Annotated in this window: 8 protein-coding genes; 2 read left to right on the plus strand and 6 right to left on the minus strand. The window is 38.6% G+C overall.

What is annotated here, in order from left to right; genetic code table 11:
- Nucleotides 1-237 precede the first annotated feature (237 nt).
- The 3 genes from A3EM_RS0129405 to A3EM_RS0129415 all read right to left on the minus strand — a co-directional run bounded on the left by A3EM_RS0129405 (nt 238) and on the right by A3EM_RS0129415 (nt 7,413).
- Complete coding sequence (locus A3EM_RS0129405) at nt 238-2,502, minus strand: hypothetical protein (protein WP_020531842.1); 2,265 nt, start codon at nt 2,500-2,502, stop codon at nt 238-240.
- 273 nt (nt 2,503-2,775) lie between these two features.
- A complete protein-coding gene (locus tag A3EM_RS0129410; RefSeq protein ID WP_020531843.1) occupies nt 2,776-5,061 on the minus strand; it encodes a hypothetical protein in 2,286 nt (761 codons plus the stop codon).
- Between the two features lie 27 nt (nt 5,062-5,088).
- Complete coding sequence (locus A3EM_RS0129415; protein WP_020531844.1) at nt 5,089-7,413, minus strand: hypothetical protein; 2,325 nt, start codon at nt 7,411-7,413, stop codon at nt 5,089-5,091.
- A 471-nt stretch (nt 7,414-7,884) separates the two neighbouring features.
- Here A3EM_RS0129415 and A3EM_RS0129420 point away from each other — a divergent pair, with 471 nt between their 5' ends.
- Nucleotides 7,885-8,412, plus strand: a complete 528-nt coding sequence (locus A3EM_RS0129420; RefSeq protein WP_020531845.1) for an RNA polymerase sigma factor — start codon at nt 7,885-7,887, stop codon at nt 8,410-8,412.
- A gap of 164 nt (nt 8,413-8,576) precedes the next feature.
- On the opposite strand, the gene A3EM_RS0129425 is transcribed toward A3EM_RS0129420, so the two are convergent.
- From A3EM_RS0129425 to A3EM_RS0129435, 3 genes are all read right to left on the minus strand, one after another.
- Nucleotides 8,577-11,012, minus strand: coding sequence for an alpha-glucuronidase family glycosyl hydrolase (locus A3EM_RS0129425; protein ID WP_020531846.1), 2,436 nt, complete (start codon nt 11,010-11,012; stop codon nt 8,577-8,579).
- Between the two features lie 16 nt (nt 11,013-11,028).
- Nucleotides 11,029-12,396, minus strand: coding sequence for a DUF3748 domain-containing protein (locus tag A3EM_RS0129430; protein WP_020531847.1), 1,368 nt, complete (start codon nt 12,394-12,396; stop codon nt 11,029-11,031).
- Nucleotides 12,397-12,573: 177 nt separating this feature from the next.
- On the minus strand, nt 12,574-15,069 hold the full coding sequence (locus A3EM_RS0129435) for a GH92 family glycosyl hydrolase (RefSeq protein ID WP_020531848.1): 2,496 nt from the start codon (nt 15,067-15,069) through the stop codon (nt 12,574-12,576).
- 187 nt (nt 15,070-15,256) lie between these two features.
- Here A3EM_RS0129435 and A3EM_RS0129440 point away from each other — a divergent pair.
- Nucleotides 15,257-17,205 (plus strand): hypothetical protein (locus tag A3EM_RS0129440; protein ID WP_026210658.1); only part of this gene is annotated, 1,949 nt, incomplete at its 3' end.

The following is a 17,205-nucleotide window of genomic DNA, read 5'->3' on the forward strand; positions in this document are numbered from 1 at the left end:
CTTCCCATAGGCTAGGTAAAACTTTAATCATTCCGAAGACCGGACTATTAAAATTTAATTTTAAAGCGAGGACCTAATCCGGGCAAATGCATTCATAGACATTTGCAACTAATCAGGGCAATTTTAAACCTCACTAAATTCTTCCTCACAATTCATTTTCCCACTTAAAGAGTTTCAATAAATAGGAAAGACTTAAAGCCATATAATAATTGGTATAAAAAAATCTTTACCTTTATTTTAATTTACCGGAGAGGTTTCACTCACAGGAGCACTAATCACTCCAAGGTATCTGCCCATCCAATAGGGTAATAGCCATATATCACCGGCACTATGCTCTGAAACACCATTTCCTTTGTCCCTATCCAGTCTAAACATGTTTCCATTATGTCTTTGGATAGGCCTTTCATCAGGAGGTAAAACCTCAGTAATGGTTTGTTCCCTGAAATTGGGTTCCATAAATTCAATATCCTTTCTATGGCTATTCATGATCTCCCAGTCAATTAAATCCAATGGATGTTCCTGCAAATACCAAATTGCCTCATCCAAGTCAAATTCTTCAGTTCCTGTCAGGGCAGTCATAATATTCCATGCCCCTTCTTTTTCAGGCCGCTCAGCTTCCCAGTGATCAATAATGGTCTCTTTGTACATTTGTTTGAGTGAATCGTTGAAGGCATATCTATACAATCCCCAGTAACCGACAAAATACATTTCATCATCAGAATGATTCCAGCTTTCTGAAAGCATTTTACTCCAATCGTCAGCATCTTCCGGAGCTTTTCCAATCTCACTCATGGGACGCATCAGGTTTTCCAGATAACCGTGTTCATCCATTAATTCAAAGGCAGTTTCTTTATATTTCTCTTTTCCTGTAAAGTGATAAGCTGTTTGCAACATCCCTACAATGTTGGAAGCATTGATTTTTCTATCACCTACCATCTTCGGTCTGGCATTTACATATTCAGGATTCCATCTTCCCCAGGTAGTTGGCTTTCCATCATGATCAACCATATACATATCATTCTTTACGACATGGCTCATTAGGGTATCGATAAGGGTGATCGCCCGGGTTTTCATATCCTCGTCATCAATAAGTTCAGCCATTACGCCAAAGGCAAAAATATGACCGATAGCCTCATCGCTACTGGTGGTAGATTTCCAATCCCACTCTGGATCATTAGTATGCAGCCACCTTTCCGGATTACCCAGATGTTCAATATATCCACTTCTTTCAAATGATCTGGAGGGAAAACCTGGTACTGGATTTATGTCATATAACCGTTCCATAGCTTCCAATGATTCCTGGCAGTTTCTCAAGGCTTCAGGAGATTTGGTTACTGCATACCTAAAGATCTGTCCACCCAGGTACATGGAAGTCCACAACCCATCATTGTCTGAATCTTTCAATCTGCCAGAAGCTAAATTTCCCTTTTCCATATCCCTAAGCTCCGCATTAAAACCAAGTCTGATATGACGATCTCTTACTTGTTTTTCGAAGAATATGGCCTTTTCATGCAAAGTCATTTCCTTAAAAACTATCTGACCAAGTCCCTGACTGGTAAGCACCAATACAGATTCGTCAAATGCCTGAGAAATTTGAATAACTTCATTTCCAGGTAACCAACGCTCCCCGTAGTAGTAATTGAATTTACCATCATTTCTTAGCATGAATGCCCCTTTAGTAGAGCCAAACCACAAATTTCCATCAATTTCTTCAATAGCAGTGATCTCTGTCCATGGTAATTTTGTATAAAGATTACCAATTTGTTTACCAGACGATTTGTCTACTTCCAGATACCCTTCCTTTGTTCCAATTACAATTTTATTGTTAGTAATCGCAAATGAAGTAAATCCCTTTCCTGAAAATACGGTCTCAATGTTTTTATTGGATGGCAAAACCTTGCTAATTGTATTTTCACTCATCAACCAAAAGGTCTTGGAGTTTTCATCGAAGCGAATGGCTTTAAGTATTTCACTTCCCTTCATGGCACCTTTCCACAATACTTTACCTTCTCCAAGATATTCCAGTGATTTCCCATCACTAATTAAAAATTCTAGCTTTTCAGAACCATCAAAAATCTTTGCATTCTTTAGTCCGTGCTTGATAAAAAGTCTACCTGCCCAGGCATTACTTAACACAGCCTTATCATCCAGATAAACAAATTGATCATCAATATTGGTAATGGCACTAATATTTTTATCTGTTAATGGTCTGTAAGTACGATCCAGAATTAATTCCCCTGGATACAAAAATTGCCCATCATAGGTCCTCATTAATCCCTTATTGGATAAAACCTGAATAACACCGTTGCGGTCCATGAAGGCCTTAGAATACGCCTCGTCCTCAGAAGTTTTATAGTATTTTATGCTAAAATCCTGTTTATAAGGCACATCCTGATGAACAGGCTGGGCATTGGTTTCTTGTTGCTCCCGATTCGGAGAAGGGGTGCATTGTATTAAAAAAATACTGATTGCTGTAAGTGTGGCATATATTATTTTTCTCATCCTACCTTAATCTTGTTTTGTAATTGCTTTTATGTAAGTACTCTCATTTTTTTTTTCAGGCTACTCTTTTCTGATTTTCTAATAAAAAATCAACCATTTTCTCTTTTAAATGGCTGACAAAAAATTTGTCTAAGGCCGGATATTGTTAAATAAAAAAAATGATTAATTTCTGATAATCAAATATTTACATTCATGACAAAACGGGTTTGTCTTATGCAAACGGTCCCAAGTGAGTTGCTCAGGCCATACAACTGAATTTTTAAATACCTGGGTTTAATTTTCAATTGCAGGCATATTAACAGGTGGACTGATCACCCCAAGAAATCGTCCCATCCAATAGGGCAACAGATAAGTATCTCCGGCACTCAATTCGGCATGTCGATCACCAGCATCCAGTTTAAACAGATTTCTATTGTGTTTTAGCTCAGGACGTTCATCTGGTGGTAACACTTCCCTGGTAATTTGCCCCCTGAATCCAGGTTCTATCAATTCAATATCTTTTCGATGGCTATTGACTGTTTTATATTCAATCATATCCAGAGGAAATTCTTTTAAATGCCAAATAGATTCTTCAAGATCAAAGTTTTCAGCTCCAGTCATGGCATAGCAAAAATTCCAAAGTGAATTTTTTTCCGGACGTTCAAATTCCCAGTGATCTTTTATCGCTTCTTGATAAATAACCTTCAGGGAATCGTTAAAAGCATAGGGATGCAGCCCCCAATAAGCTAAGAAATACATTTCATCATCGCTGTGGTTCCATTCTTCAGAAAGCATCTTACTCCAATTATCGGAAGTAGCCGGAGCAGTTCCAACTTGTTTAAATGACCGGGAAAGATTCTCCAAATATCCGTGTTCCTCCATCAGTTCGAAGGCTTTTTCTTTGTAAATCTCCTTTTTAGTAAATTTATAGGCGGCTTGTAAAAAGGCTATTAAATTGGAGGAATATACTTTTCTATCTCCTACCATTGTTGGAAAGCGGTTGACATATTCAGGATTCCAGCGTCCCCAAAGAGAGGGTTTCCCATTCACATCCACCAGCATATAATTATTTTCCACGATATAACCCATCAGATCATCCAACAGTGTGATGGCCCGATTTCTCCAATCTTCCTCCTCAATGTATTCGGCAATAAGGATCAGGGCAAACATTTGTCCTACTGTCTGATCGCTACTGGCGGAAGCTTTCCAGTCCCATTCCGGGTCATCGGAATGATTCCAGCTTATTTCATTGTTATAGCCTTCATACCAGTATTTTTCCACATAAGACCGATAAGATTTTTTGAATTCATTATATCCACTTCGCTCAATAGTTCTTCCAAAAAGACCGGGGATATTGTTAATCTGATGTAACCTTTCCATGGCTTCAAAGGCTTCATAGCAATTTTGTCTGGCCTCCTCCGAATCTGTAGCCAAATACCGAAAGAGTTGACTACCCAAATACATGGATGTCCAGAGATTATCACTTTCTGCCACCCTGTTTTGAGCGGTTGACAAATCATGATTTTTCAAATCTGTTACATTACTGTTAATCCCATACCGGATATGCCGTTGTCTCACCTGCTTTTCAAATGCCATGGCCTTGTCTTCCAGGGTCATGGCTTTAAAACAAATCTGGCCTAATCCTTTATCTGTTAAAATGAGTACAGAGTTTTCCGGACCTGAGGAAATATGTTTTACAACTTCTCCCGGTAACCATCTTTCTCCGTAATAATAGTTGAATTTGCCATCTTTTTTTAGCATAAAAGCTCCTTTTGTAGATCCAAACCACAGGTTCCCTTCAATTTCTTTCACTGCTGTGATTTCAGTCCATGGTAATTTTTCATTAACAGGCTGAACCACTTCTCCGGAAGTTTTGATTAATAAATAGCCATTTTTGGTTCCTACCGCTATTTTGTTTTCTGTAATTAAATCAAAAGAAGTTAAATTTCCCCCCGTGTATACTTTGTTTTCTTTACCGCCTTTTTGGCTTACTGAATAAATTCCTGATGTTGTTAGAATAAAATAATTTTCACTTTCCGGATTGAATTGAATATCCAGTATTTTTTCCTCCAGTTCACCTGAGAAAACGGCTTCTGAATCTTTGAAAACAGTGTAAGCTTTTTCATAGGCTACCAAAAAAGAAAAATCATTCCCTCCTTCCATAATTGAGGCATTTTCCAGCTGGTGTCTTAAAAATAACTTTCCGGCCCAGGCATTACTGAAAACCGCCTCCTCATTCAAATAAACAAACTGGTTCTGGTACACGATTATATCCCTGACTTTTTTATCGACCATTGGAATATAAGTGATATCTCTTTCCAGTTTTCCTGGAAATTGAAAGTGTCCGTTAATTGGCCTGAAAATACCCTCAGTTGTTAACACCTGAATGATTTCATTCCGGTCGGTAAAAACTTTTTTATACTCCGTACCTTCCTCATTTCCTGTAAACTTTATGGCATAATCCTGTAAATAAGGCACATCCTGATAAACAGGCTGGCTTACTTTCTCTTCCTTTTTTTCCTCCGAACAAGAACAAAAAAGAAAGGTAATAACCGGGATAATTAATAGTATTTTTTTCATTTTTCAGCTTTTCCCTATCTTGTTTTTTTATTTTTTGATTAGCCAAACATCCGATACCCTTGACTGATTTCTCCAGTTCAGATGGGATTCTTCCGGGCGGTCGAAAGTTATGGTTAAGGTTCCATCACCAACTACATGTTTGGGAACTATAAATTCTTTGAATCCTTCTATTTCTTTGTGATAAACCAAAGGATCAAGCCGTACACCATCCACACGAATAAGGGCATCTCCATAACCCGCCACTCTAACCATGTAGCGGCCATTGGGATCAAGGTCTTCATATTCTAAAATGGGGTCATTTTGATATACCTGAGAGGAAAGTCTCCACCGACATAATCCACCATCCCACCATCCAAAATCAACTGCATCATAAACAGTGGTGGTGACATGAGGACTGTTGGCTACATTTGAAACATCATCATAATAACCTCCCGGACCAGGATTTTCCCAATTGGCAATATTTTTTATTTTAGTAGCTTTTTCAGCCTCTGAACTTAAGTTATGAATTGAATCAAACTGATCAGACAACCACCATCTATTGTTCAAAGGATAATCTACAAAATCCAGTATACAACCTCTTTGTGCCCCACTTCCCTGATATTTTTCCACACTGGTTTGTAGGCCAATAGACTCAAAGAGCATTTTACAATATGTTTCTATTTTTTGCCTATTCTCTGTTTCAATTGGCTCATTATCTGCCTTATTTACGATCTCCAATGCTTCTTTCATAGCAGCTGTAGCGCCAATTTCATCAACTGACAATAAGATTTTGTTAGCTTTCTTTTCCAAATTTGATTCGTTGATTTTTCTTTTGGCCACATAATCATCATAATAGGCACGGAGAACAAGCATTTGCCATCTCCAGTTTTTTGAAAGTTGAGGGTATTCTTTCTCCAGATTTTTCCAGAAATTCATGGTAATGCCAATATTACCGTTTTCCAGTATGGGTCCATCCCAGTTTTTTTCAAGCCCAAGGATTCCATCTGAAGCTTTTTCTTCCAGTTCAGGTAAAAAGAAAAATTTGGAGTATTCTTTTAAAATAGCCTGAATGTTTTTGTCGGGATCCCATCCGCGCTGGCTCCAGATTATTTTATTGACATCATCATGGCAACCATCGGAATAAGAAACAAATCCATCGGTGAATGGAGCATATTTAGCATGAACCTTTCCGTAATAAACAGGTTGAGGATTGATACCTTCTCTACCTATGGTTAGGGCAAAGGCCTGGTCGAAATTGAGCGCAGGATAATCACACCTGACATTGTGGGTAATGTCAGGATAATGCCTGTGTTTGTACTGTTTTGGCAACCGGTACCTTGTTTCGGAAATAGAAGGGCTACTGGGGCCAGAAACCACCCCACGCAGCCATGTGGGTTTATGTAAGTCAAGGTATTGGTAAAAGTAATCAATTTGTTCCTGGCTGAATCCCTGAAGTGAAATCCAAATTCCGGCCTCAGGATGGTATTGTATAAGTTTGCTATGAAGCTCTTTGAGGAATGGCATCACTTCTCTGGGATGATTATGTCCCGGATCGCCACCAGGGAAAAATACATTATCTAGTCGGGGTACTTCTTTATAATTGGCTTCATGCAATTTCAATTGTGCCTGATATAAATCAGGTTCCTTCAAATCTACTGTTGCCGGAGTCCAAACCCAATATTCAATATCATAGGCATCACAAATCTCGCTCATTTTAATGTTCATTTCCTCCCTGGAAATTTTGAAATGAGGGCTCTTATCCTTACCTAGGGGAGGAATATTTTCTATAGCATTTGTACCAAAAAGAACCAGGTCCCGGATATACTGATCATATTGTTCCACACTCCAGGCATCATAGGAATTGGCTGTATTTCTGTATCCAATTTGATGGCCCCTTAGCGAATATTGAGGAGAAGTTGAAATATCCAGATTTTCATCGATAAGGAACTTTCCGGATTTCATGGTGGAATGACGCAATAATTCACCTATTCCAAATATTACTGCTCTAGAATCAGCACCAATAATCCATATCGTTTTATTTTCAAGTAAAATTCTAAAGCCCTCTGGCTGATTTTCCGGGAATTTCTTGCCGTCTCTTGCAGGAGGAGTTTTATCATCCAGATTTTCTGTTGAAGCCAGCACTAAAGCAATGGTATATTGCTTTGAATCTTTCCATTGGCTAATTTCTTTCCAACGCATCCCGCTTCTTTGGGAAATTTCTTCCTGGAGAATTCGAACAGCTGACTGCCTGACCTTTGGCTTAATGTCATTCGAAATAATTATACTGGCTTTGGAAATGTCGATAGAGGCTCCCTTGCTGATTGATATAAGGCAAACAAAAAATAAAAGAGTTGTAAACTTTTTAATATTCATATATAATCCAAAAAATGTGATTTAAGCTCCGTTTATTGGAATACTTTTCATCCTAAATTATGGGCTATCTATTACAGATTTTTTAATGCTTTGCAATTGGACCCTCGTGTTTAAAAGAGGATAAAATAGTAGACCTTATTAATATTATGGGGGGATTATTCATTATCATCTTTTCACTTTTAATTGTATTCCTGGTACTATTTTATCGTAACCCTTTCTTTCGCTGAGCCACCCCCTGTGCTCATTGATATTTTACTTTATTGAAGTAGCAGCCAAAATCACTATAAACAGATTATGCGCAAATTAAGAATTTTAATACGCATTATGCGCACATACTTTCCTTATTAATCAGATAATTTTATCGAATAATTGATTTAGTCAATTTCTGATGACTATTAAAAATGAAGGTGAATCCAGACTTAAATATCTATAACCACAATTGGTAATTTTTTAATTATTAAATTTTTAAAGATGAAAAAAGATTTATTAGTACAGGTAAAGGATGGAGACATAAGCGCTTACAACGAACTTTATCACAACTTCAAAATGCCAGCCATTAAGTTTTGCAACTCAATCATTAATAATTGGGAGGAATCCGAAAATCTGATTCAGGAGGTTTTTATTAAAATTTGGGAGAAAAAGGATAGTATTAATCCGGAGTTAAATTTTAATTCTTATTTATTTACAATAATTAGAAACAGGGTTTATGATTATTTGAAGAGAATAAAAAGGAATGAAATTATAAAGGAGCAATATTGGCAAAATGTTATTGAATACCAGAACAGCACCGAGCCTGATTTAAAAAATGAGCGGATTTCCTTAATTAAATATGCGATAAACGGGCTTACGGAGAAAAGGAAAAAAATTATTCATTTAAATTTTGAAGAAGGGAAATCGTATGAAGAAATAGCCAGTATGATGAATATTTCTAAGAACACGGTAAAAAACCAGCTGGTAAAAGCCAAACATATTATACGTGCCCAAACCAGATGTGCTTAAAAATTAGCATGCGTAATAGATAGATACAGGTACGGTATTTTTTTGTTGGTTTTAGGACAAGAAAGAGGCTTGTCAGTTATTTTTAGGACCAGCATTTTTTTGAAATTAAGGTTTTAAGCAGAGAGCTTAAATCTAAAAGAGTTTAAATCATGGTATAATCTACTTTACTTCTTAATTATCCATACTTCTGAAACCTGAGCGCCTCGCTCGGCATCTCCGCAAGTCCAGGAAAATAAAACTTTGCCATCTTTTATGGCTTCTTTGGGAATAGGAAATTCATAAATTGGTTGTTGTCCGGTCTTGATAAAATCATGCACCAGGAAACCATCAGCGGTCATTTTCATACGTGACCTAAACCTGCCAGTATAGGCAACCCGGATGACATAAGTGCCCTCAGGGTCCATATCGTTATACAAAATTTCCAAGGGTAAGTCGTAAAGAGTAGTGACCTGGTTCATCCAGGCCATTGGGGAGGCATCTCCTTCAAATCCTTTTGCAGTGATTTCGTGAACCCATTCTGTATCTCTAAGGCCTACACCAAAACTTACCCTGGGAGTTTTCAGGTTTCCCGGGTCATGCTTTGGATTATGATGCGTAACAATGCGTTTCCAGCCTGATGGACTTCCAAAATTATCGTAAAAGCCACCAGGACCAGGATTGGTCCGCTGTAAAATCCCTTCAATTATATTGATTTTTTCCTGGTTATTTTGGACTTTTTCAGCCCTGGAAAGTTGTGAATAAATCCAGGCCACATCATTAAGAGGATTATCGATATTGTCTAAAAAATTTCCTCTTCCACCCATGGCACCGTGTTTTTCAATGGTCAATTGTGCACCAATGCTTTTAAACAGATCATCGGCAAGTTGTGCACACCGTAATTTTAAATCCACATATATAGGCTCTTCCCATGCTTTGGCAAGTGTGGCTTTACAGTTGGCAATAGCTTTTTCGGTACTTGTGGTGGGATATTTTCCTAATTCATCTTTTGCTTTTTGTTCGAGCCAGGTCTCATTCATCTGGCGTTTTTGCACATAAGCATCAAAATAGGCACGTATCAAACCCATTTGAAACCGAAAGTTTCCTTTTACCTGAGCAGTGGCTTTGGTTTCAATTTGCTGCCATTGCATAAAGGTATTTTGCAAATCTTCATTGGTAAGCAAAGGCCCCTGAATATTTTTTTCCAGGGCAAGAATTCCCTGAGCAATTTCTTCAGCCAGATCAGGAGAAATAAAAAAGCGGGCATATTCCCTTAAAGTTTCTATTACAGGTGTTTCCGGATTCCAATCCTGATCACTCCAAATAAATTTATTGACATCATCATTGGTCCCTTCCGAATAAGAGATGCTTCCATTCGCAAACTGATCCAAGGCGTTGTGGATCATCTTTTCATCATTTGGTCGGGGATTAATACATTCCCTCCCCAGTGTAATTGCCCAGCCCAGGTCCCATTTTGGTATGGGATATTGTGCGCTCAGGCTATGGGTAATGTCCGGATATTTGCGAATTGGAATCTCTGCATCTACGATTTTTCTGATATCTTCCAATGGGGTTTTCACCCAGGGACCAAAAACTACTCCTCCAAGCCAGGCTGGTTTGCGATTAATGCGTGTAAAAAAAGCACTCAGCCAGGATTCTGTAGGTCGGAAAACCTGAGGAGAAACCCAAATTTTTGCATTTGGATGATATTGATGAAGCACTTCTGCAACCTGTTCCAGCCAGGCAAAAAGAATTTCAGGCTCTAAATCGCCCGGATCACCACCGGGAACAAAAAGATGATCCAGTCTGGGAACAGTAGAAAAAACCTCATGTCGTTCTTTAATCTCTACTGAAAGAGAATCCGGGTTTTGATAATCAGAACCCATATTTGGGTACCACATCCAAACATCCAAATCGTATTCATTACAAATTCTAGATTGTTCCTTAATCATCTCAATAGCAGGAATTTGCATGTGCCTGCTGGTAAAATCATCATCGGTACGGGGTGGCATAATTTCAATGCTGTTGGCTCCGAAAATGGCCAGGTCACGGATATATTGGTCAAACATCGCCACCGTCCAGGCATCATAACTATTTGTTTTTGGTCTGTAGCCCAATTGATGACCTCTTATTTCATAGGTTGGAGAAGAAGAAATAGTCAATTCTGCCGGAACAAGAATTTCATTATTTCTGATTTCCATGGAACGCAGTAATTTACCGACTCCATAAAGGGCTCCACGTTTGGTTTTGGCATAAACCACTACTTTGTTTTCAGATGGAAAAACCGCCAATTGGTATCCTTCTTCATTAATGAGATTTAATTTACTTAAGGCCTTAGTAAATGTTTCTGGCAGAGATTTGTATCCTTCCTCCAATGTAATAATGATTTGAGGGAAATTAGGATTGATTTTTTTGGTGGATTTAACTTCAATCCCACTTCTTTTTTGAATTTCTTCCTGAAGAACCTGTATAACTTTTTCTAATTCCCGGGATTCATTTTTGAAAGAATAAACGGAGGCATTGGAAAAATCAAGCATATTTTCAGCATTTGCCTTAATGGAAAATGCCAGGAAAAAGACTAAAAATAAATCTCTGATTTTTCGAATGAATAATGAAGTGGCCATGAAAAAATATGTTCCCTTAAATGTGAATAATGAATATCTGTTTGACAAGCTTTCCAGATTTGTCCGGAACCATCCTGTTATAGGCTATGGTTTTTCCGTCATGGGAAATCACCAAATCAGCTGGAGGTTGTTCCGTACTTTTGGTCAATTCGATAAATGACTCCTGGTTAATTTCCTTTATGATAAGGCTGTTTTTCCAGATGTAAACAATCCTTTCCCCATCGGGATGCCAACGTGCACCACTTTCTACATCCGTTTGATGAAAGGTTTGTTGAACGGCTTCTCCACCATGCGGGGAAATGGTGAAAATCTGTAAAGTCCCATTCTTGTCAAAAGCCCGAAAGGCCAGCTTATTTCCATCAGGAGCACTTCTTACAATTCCGGTACAACCCGGGTATTGAGCATTAGCAGTAAAAGTTAATCTTCGCTGTACTGTTCCCCGAGGAGGAGCTGGCATCTCCACTTTTGTGCCTTCAAGTGGACCAGAATCTCCGGGAATAGTAATGTCTTCAGGAATATCCACTATAAAAACTTCATTTACATCCTTTCCCATTTCATCCTTCACTGTGCCAAGAAAGGCCCTGGCCATCTGATGATTTCCGGAAGAGTTTTTATAACCAGACATACCTACCCAGCTGTCACCTGCAGCCCTGCTGATTTCATCAGAACCCGGAACCGGATCAGGGGTAACCTTTACCACAATTACAGTAAACCATTCTCCTGATACATTTTCACCTGCTATGCCTTCTTCAACAGAAATGGATTTAATTTTTTTGGAAACACCAATTGTCCTTAGATTATGGGTTTGTCCGGTGGAGTCTTCTAATTGTTTCAAAATGGCATCATTATAAGTGAAACCAATCCACTTTCCATCTCCACTCCATTCATGGCGGTGGGTACCTCCTCGCAAGGCCCCTGGTGTGTATGGAAATGTCACATCCCTGGCATCCATAAAAAAAGCCTTTCCAGGGTTGCTGTCTTCAACAATTACACCGCTTCTGCGCCATTGTTCGTATGGATTTTCTTCTGTAATGCTTAATAAACCATGAATAAATACCACCTTGTTTTCCTGATGGCTGTAGCTTACTGCACCCACACCTGGGCCAAAAGATTTATTTTCAGGCAACTCATAAAGGATGACTTTTTCCCCAGTTCTGGTGTTTACCTTTTCAATTCTACTGCATCCTCCTATTCCACCTTCCTCAGTCCGGGTATCATACACGAGCCACTGGTCATCAGGGGAAAAGTTATCATTATTATCCAGATCATGATTATAAGAAAAATCTGATGTAAGTTGAATTTCCTCATGATATTTTGATGGATGACAGGCAAATAGGGTCACGATAAAGATTATGAATACAACTATTGGTGTTTTAAAAATCATCAACTTGAAAAATTCAATTATACCTATATGAAGACTGCCCAAACATGGAATTTTATCCAATTCGTTTATTGAACCTTAGAGCATGTTTAAGTTTTAATCGGGGACGCTGGTCCCTTTCGGTTGCAAAATGGTACAGCAGCGCCATCCCGATTCAAACAATAAAATTATAACAAACTCTTATTGATTCATTGAAAATGGAACTGCATTACTATTACTCGCCCAACTCTTATTGGGTACCGGGCCCATGGTAAATTCTAAAGTTCCACCTGCAGTAATTTCACTATGGTCTATCCAGGTCCTGTTAAATGTTTTACCATTTAATGAGGCACCTTGGATATATACATTTTCTGACGAATTGTTCTTTGATTTGATACTGAAGGTTTTGCCATCCCCAAGATCGAGATTCACTTCATTAAAAATGGGTGACCCAATGGTATATTGGGTACTACCTGGAGATACCGGATAGAATCCCATTGCACTGAGCACATACCAGGAGGAAAGTGAACCCATATCTTCATTTCCCGGAAGTCCTCCCGGACCAGTTCTATAAAGCTGCTTCATTACTTTCCTGGTTGCCTGCTGGGTTTTCCATGGTTTTTGAACATAATTATACAGATAGGCGACATGATGGGAAGGTTGATTTCCGTGCACATATTGTCCTATTGTTCCTACAACACCTACATACTTAGGCCCTGAAATAGTTGGTGTCATCTGGAAAAATTCATCCAGTCTTTTATCAAATTTTTTGTTGCCTCCCAGTAAATCTATCAAACCTTTTGGGTCATGTTGTACAGACCAAAGGTATTGCCAGGCATTCGATTCTGTATAGTGTCGGTTTGGTCTTCTTCCAACCAATAATGGATCAAAATATTTGTAATAGCTATGTTCTCCTACAGTTATGATGGTTTGCTCATTATCCATTAATTCAGGTAACCATGTTCCGTCAGCTTTTTTGGGTCTGAAGAAGGCTGTTTGAGCGTCAAATAAATTTTTATAGTTATTGGCCCTTTCGATGAAAATATTATAATCTTTTTCTTTACCCATTGCCTTTGCCATTTGTGCAATACACCAGTCATTGTAAGCCAGTTCAAGCGTGTTAGGTACTGATTCGGTTACTTTATCACAAGGAGCATAACCCAAATTGATATAATCAGTGATACCCGAACGACCCGCAGAAGCAGGAAATGGGGCTGGAGGGACTCCCAAAGCTTTTGTTTTCATGGCCTCGTAAATAAATTCAGCATCATAATCACGATAACCTTTCAGGTAGGCATCTACAATGATAGGAATCAGGTGATCACCTACCATTCCCTGGCCAAACTCATTTCTAAAATGCTGTGCCGGAAACCAACCATATTCTTTAGTCTTGGCAATGATCGACCTGACGATATCATTTACCTGGTCCCGTGCGATGAGGGTCATTAAAGGATGTTCCGAACGATAGGTATCCCAACAGGAAAATGAGGGATAAAAATTACCTTTATTTAATTTATGGATTTGCTCATCCATACCGAAATATTGACCATCTACATCCTGAGAGGTTTGCTGAGCCAACAAACTGTGGTAAACAGCAGTATAGAATATTTCCTTATTCTCTTCGGATTGGTCAACGACTTTTAATTTAGAAAGCTCCTTATTCCAACTATCACTGGCCTTTTGTTTTACCTTATCAAAATCCCAGTGATTAACCTCCTGGTCCAGGTTTTTCTGAGCTCCTTCGATTGAAACAAAAGAAATCCCCACTTTTACTAATACCTGTTCATTTTCTTCAGTTTCGTAAATAAGGAAAGCACCTATTTTTCGACCTATTTCTTCATTTTTATAAGGGAACACACTGGCGCCAGATTCAGGAGTAGCATACCCGGCATCAAAGGTTCCATAATATTTAAAGGGTTTGCTAAACTCAGCTGCAAAATACACTTTTACACCCATCGAACTTTTTACACCAGTCACCAGAGAATCATTTATAATAGTTATTTTAGATATGTCATCCTCTGAGGTTCCTCCAATCGTGTGACCAAGGTCCATAATGACCGGAGCCTTACTAGATTTTGGAAATGTATACCTGTGGAAACCGACCCTTTTTGTGGTGGTTAGTTCTGCCTTTATATTGTAATCTTCCAGCATCACCGCATAATATCCGGGGTTCGCCCATTCATTTTCATGACTAAATTTCGATCTGTAACCTATTGAAGTATCCTCCTTTGGACCTGGTACTACCTTTATTTTATCTCCAACGGTTGGCATGATCAGCACATCTCCACAACCTGTATATCCTGTTCCACTCAGATGGGTATGGCTAAATCCCATGATGGTGTTATCCGGATAAGAATATCCGGAACTGTATGTCCATCCTTCTGTATGATTATCAGGGCTAAGTTGTACCATGCCATAAGGTGAAGTAGCCCCGGGGAAAGTGTGACCAAAAAAATCGGTTCCAATAAAGGGATCTACATAATCCACTAATTGCCTGGCATTAGGATTTGTCTCAGGAACCTTAAAAGAAGAAAATTGGAAAAGTATGGCTATGATGGCAACCGCCAATATTGGGGAATAGAATCTGCTCTTTTTTTGTAGTGATTTTAGTCTTGGATTATTGCCTTCAGCAGTTTGTTTGTCTTTTGATACTATAGTGTTAATTGAATTTAGAATTGTTCTTTTTTTTATTTTCATATTTGATATCATTAAATAATATTTTAATCCAGCCCTTCAAATTTTACCTGTCTTTATATAAATACTTTCCAATAGTTATTAAAGACTATCAGATTAGTCCTTTTAAATGAGATATCAGTATTAATTTAAAATAAAAGTTACCATTTCCGATGGGAAAAATCTTCAGATTATAATTAAAATATTGAAAATGAAATACTTACTACAGAAGAAAATACTTCAAATCTTTGGGGTATTATTTTTTTTATTCCTTGGTCTCAGTGTTTTTGCAAAGGTTAATCCAGCGCAAAAAATTGAGCAGGTTTTCATTTCTCTGGGAGATAAGTCAGGTACTATAGAAACTAAAGTTGCCAATTTATTAAAGGCTAGAATACTGGAAAAATCTGCCATTTCAGTCATTATTGGGAATGAAGCACTACCTGAAAAAAATGAAGGTTTGGTAATTTTACTGGGAAGGCAGGATCATCATACTGTCATCCAACAGCAATTTAAATCACATCGTATTCCTGAATTGTCCGACCTGGCACCCGGCCAGGAAGGATTTCTTTTGAAAGAACTAAATCACGATCTAATCCTTGTGGCTGGTTATGATGACAGAGGTTGTCTTTACGCTGTGGGTGAGCTTTTAAGGCAAATTATTTTTAAGGAGGATCATATTCAAATCTCACAAGGACTTGATATAAGGACTGCACCAGCCTTTGAGATTCGAGGAACACAATTTGGACAAAGCGGTGTGGCAAAAAGACTCTCCAAAGTACGGGAATGGACAAAGGAGGAGACTGAAAGGGTGATTTTAGATTATGCATTGGCCGGAGCCAATATCTTTAGTGTGAAACCTGGTCCGATGTACGATTTTATTAAATCTTATGGTTTGATGACTCAGGGAGGATTTGGGGCCAATACTGCTCCAAAGATAAATAACAATTCCTGGAAGGCTTCAGAATCCATTGGCAGGACCGGTTATATATGCCCTTCTGTAGGGGATGCCAGAGCCTATATGCTTAAAAAATTTGAAGACTTTGCCAAAGAAAGCCCAGATTTTGATCTTTTGAAATTTCATGGTGGTGATGGTGGTGGATGTGAATGTGATCAATGTAATCCTTACGGACTTACTTTTATTAAGCTGGTGGAAGACATGGCCAATATTTTTCATCATTATCATCCCCGCACCAAAATTTATTTTACCAACCAGAAATTTGACAATGAGGATGACCAGGCCATTTTTAATTATCTACAGGAAAAACCAAGAGATTGGTTATGGGGATGGGGTTTTGGCCCTGGTTCTGATGCCACTACATGGCAACCTGGACACCGCCAGACTCACCGGATGGACTTATTTCGGTATCCTGGCTTTGGACCTTACAGTCTTTACCCACTGGAAATTGTAAGACAGATGCCCCCAGTGCACAAACTCGTCTATTACAATGAAATTACACATTGGAAATATGCCCAACATGCCTATATTCAGATGTACCCACGGGCAGATAAAAATGGAGATTTGCCCCCACATTGGGGACATGATATTTATGAAAGAAGACCGGATCAGTTTCTAACCATGGTTTACAACCGGCTGACATTTTATGCCTGGCCAAGAAATTACCACAGGATTTTTAATGACCTGATGCGCTACGGAGTAGGAGATATCACCCATTCAAGCGGACATCATGACCATTTTAACCAATGGATGTGGCAAAGACTTTTATGGTCGCCCAGAACAGGCGTGGAAGAGGTGGTAGAGGAATATTGCCGGACCTGGTTTGGAGAGTCAGCTGCTCCTGAAATGGCAAAAGCAATTTTTCAGTTGGAAGAAAATATGGAGGAATTGCCAGGAAAACCCCTTTCCGAAAAGGAAGGAATTCTGGAATATTATAGTTCGGTTCAAACTGCTGGAGAAAAGATGGATGATGTCATGAGAAAAAACAATTGGTTGTGGCTTATGTATATGCAAAAAGGAGTTTTGGACCGCTATGTACAATTGGCAGTCATTGAACAAATGAACGTGCAGGAAAAAGTAGAAGCTCTGGTGGCTCAATCTATAAACCAAAAAAATTCTTCTGAAAAATTGAATAAAGCATTGGAATTGTTGGAAGCTGGTATACAGGAAACTGAGGAGATGATTTCATTAAAGATTGAGGCGGG

The sequence above is a fragment of the Flexithrix dorotheae DSM 6795 genome (assembly GCF_000379765.1).
GTDB lineage: Bacteria > Bacteroidota > Bacteroidia > Cytophagales > Flammeovirgaceae > Flexithrix > Flexithrix dorotheae.

What these genes read in the sequence shown, in the direction of transcription:
- A3EM_RS0129405 (WP_020531842.1), bottom strand. Translation starts at nt 2,502, where the DNA reads ATGAGAAAAATAATATATGCCACACTTACAGCAATCAGTATTTTTTTA.
- A3EM_RS0129410 (WP_020531843.1), bottom strand. Translation starts at nt 5,061, where the DNA reads ATGAAAAAAATACTATTAATTATCCCGGTTATTACCTTTCTTTTTTGT.
- A3EM_RS0129415 (WP_020531844.1), bottom strand. Translation starts at nt 7,413, where the DNA reads ATGAATATTAAAAAGTTTACAACTCTTTTATTTTTTGTTTGCCTTATA.
- A3EM_RS0129420 (WP_020531845.1), top strand. Translation starts at nt 7,885, where the DNA reads ATGAAAAAAGATTTATTAGTACAGGTAAAGGATGGAGACATAAGCGCT.
- A3EM_RS0129425 (WP_020531846.1), bottom strand. Translation starts at nt 11,012, where the DNA reads ATGGCCACTTCATTATTCATTCGAAAAATCAGAGATTTATTTTTAGTC.
- A3EM_RS0129430 (WP_020531847.1), bottom strand. Translation starts at nt 12,396, where the DNA reads ATGATTTTTAAAACACCAATAGTTGTATTCATAATCTTTATCGTGACC.
- A3EM_RS0129435 (WP_020531848.1), bottom strand. Translation starts at nt 15,069, where the DNA reads ATGAAAATAAAAAAAAGAACAATTCTAAATTCAATTAACACTATAGTA.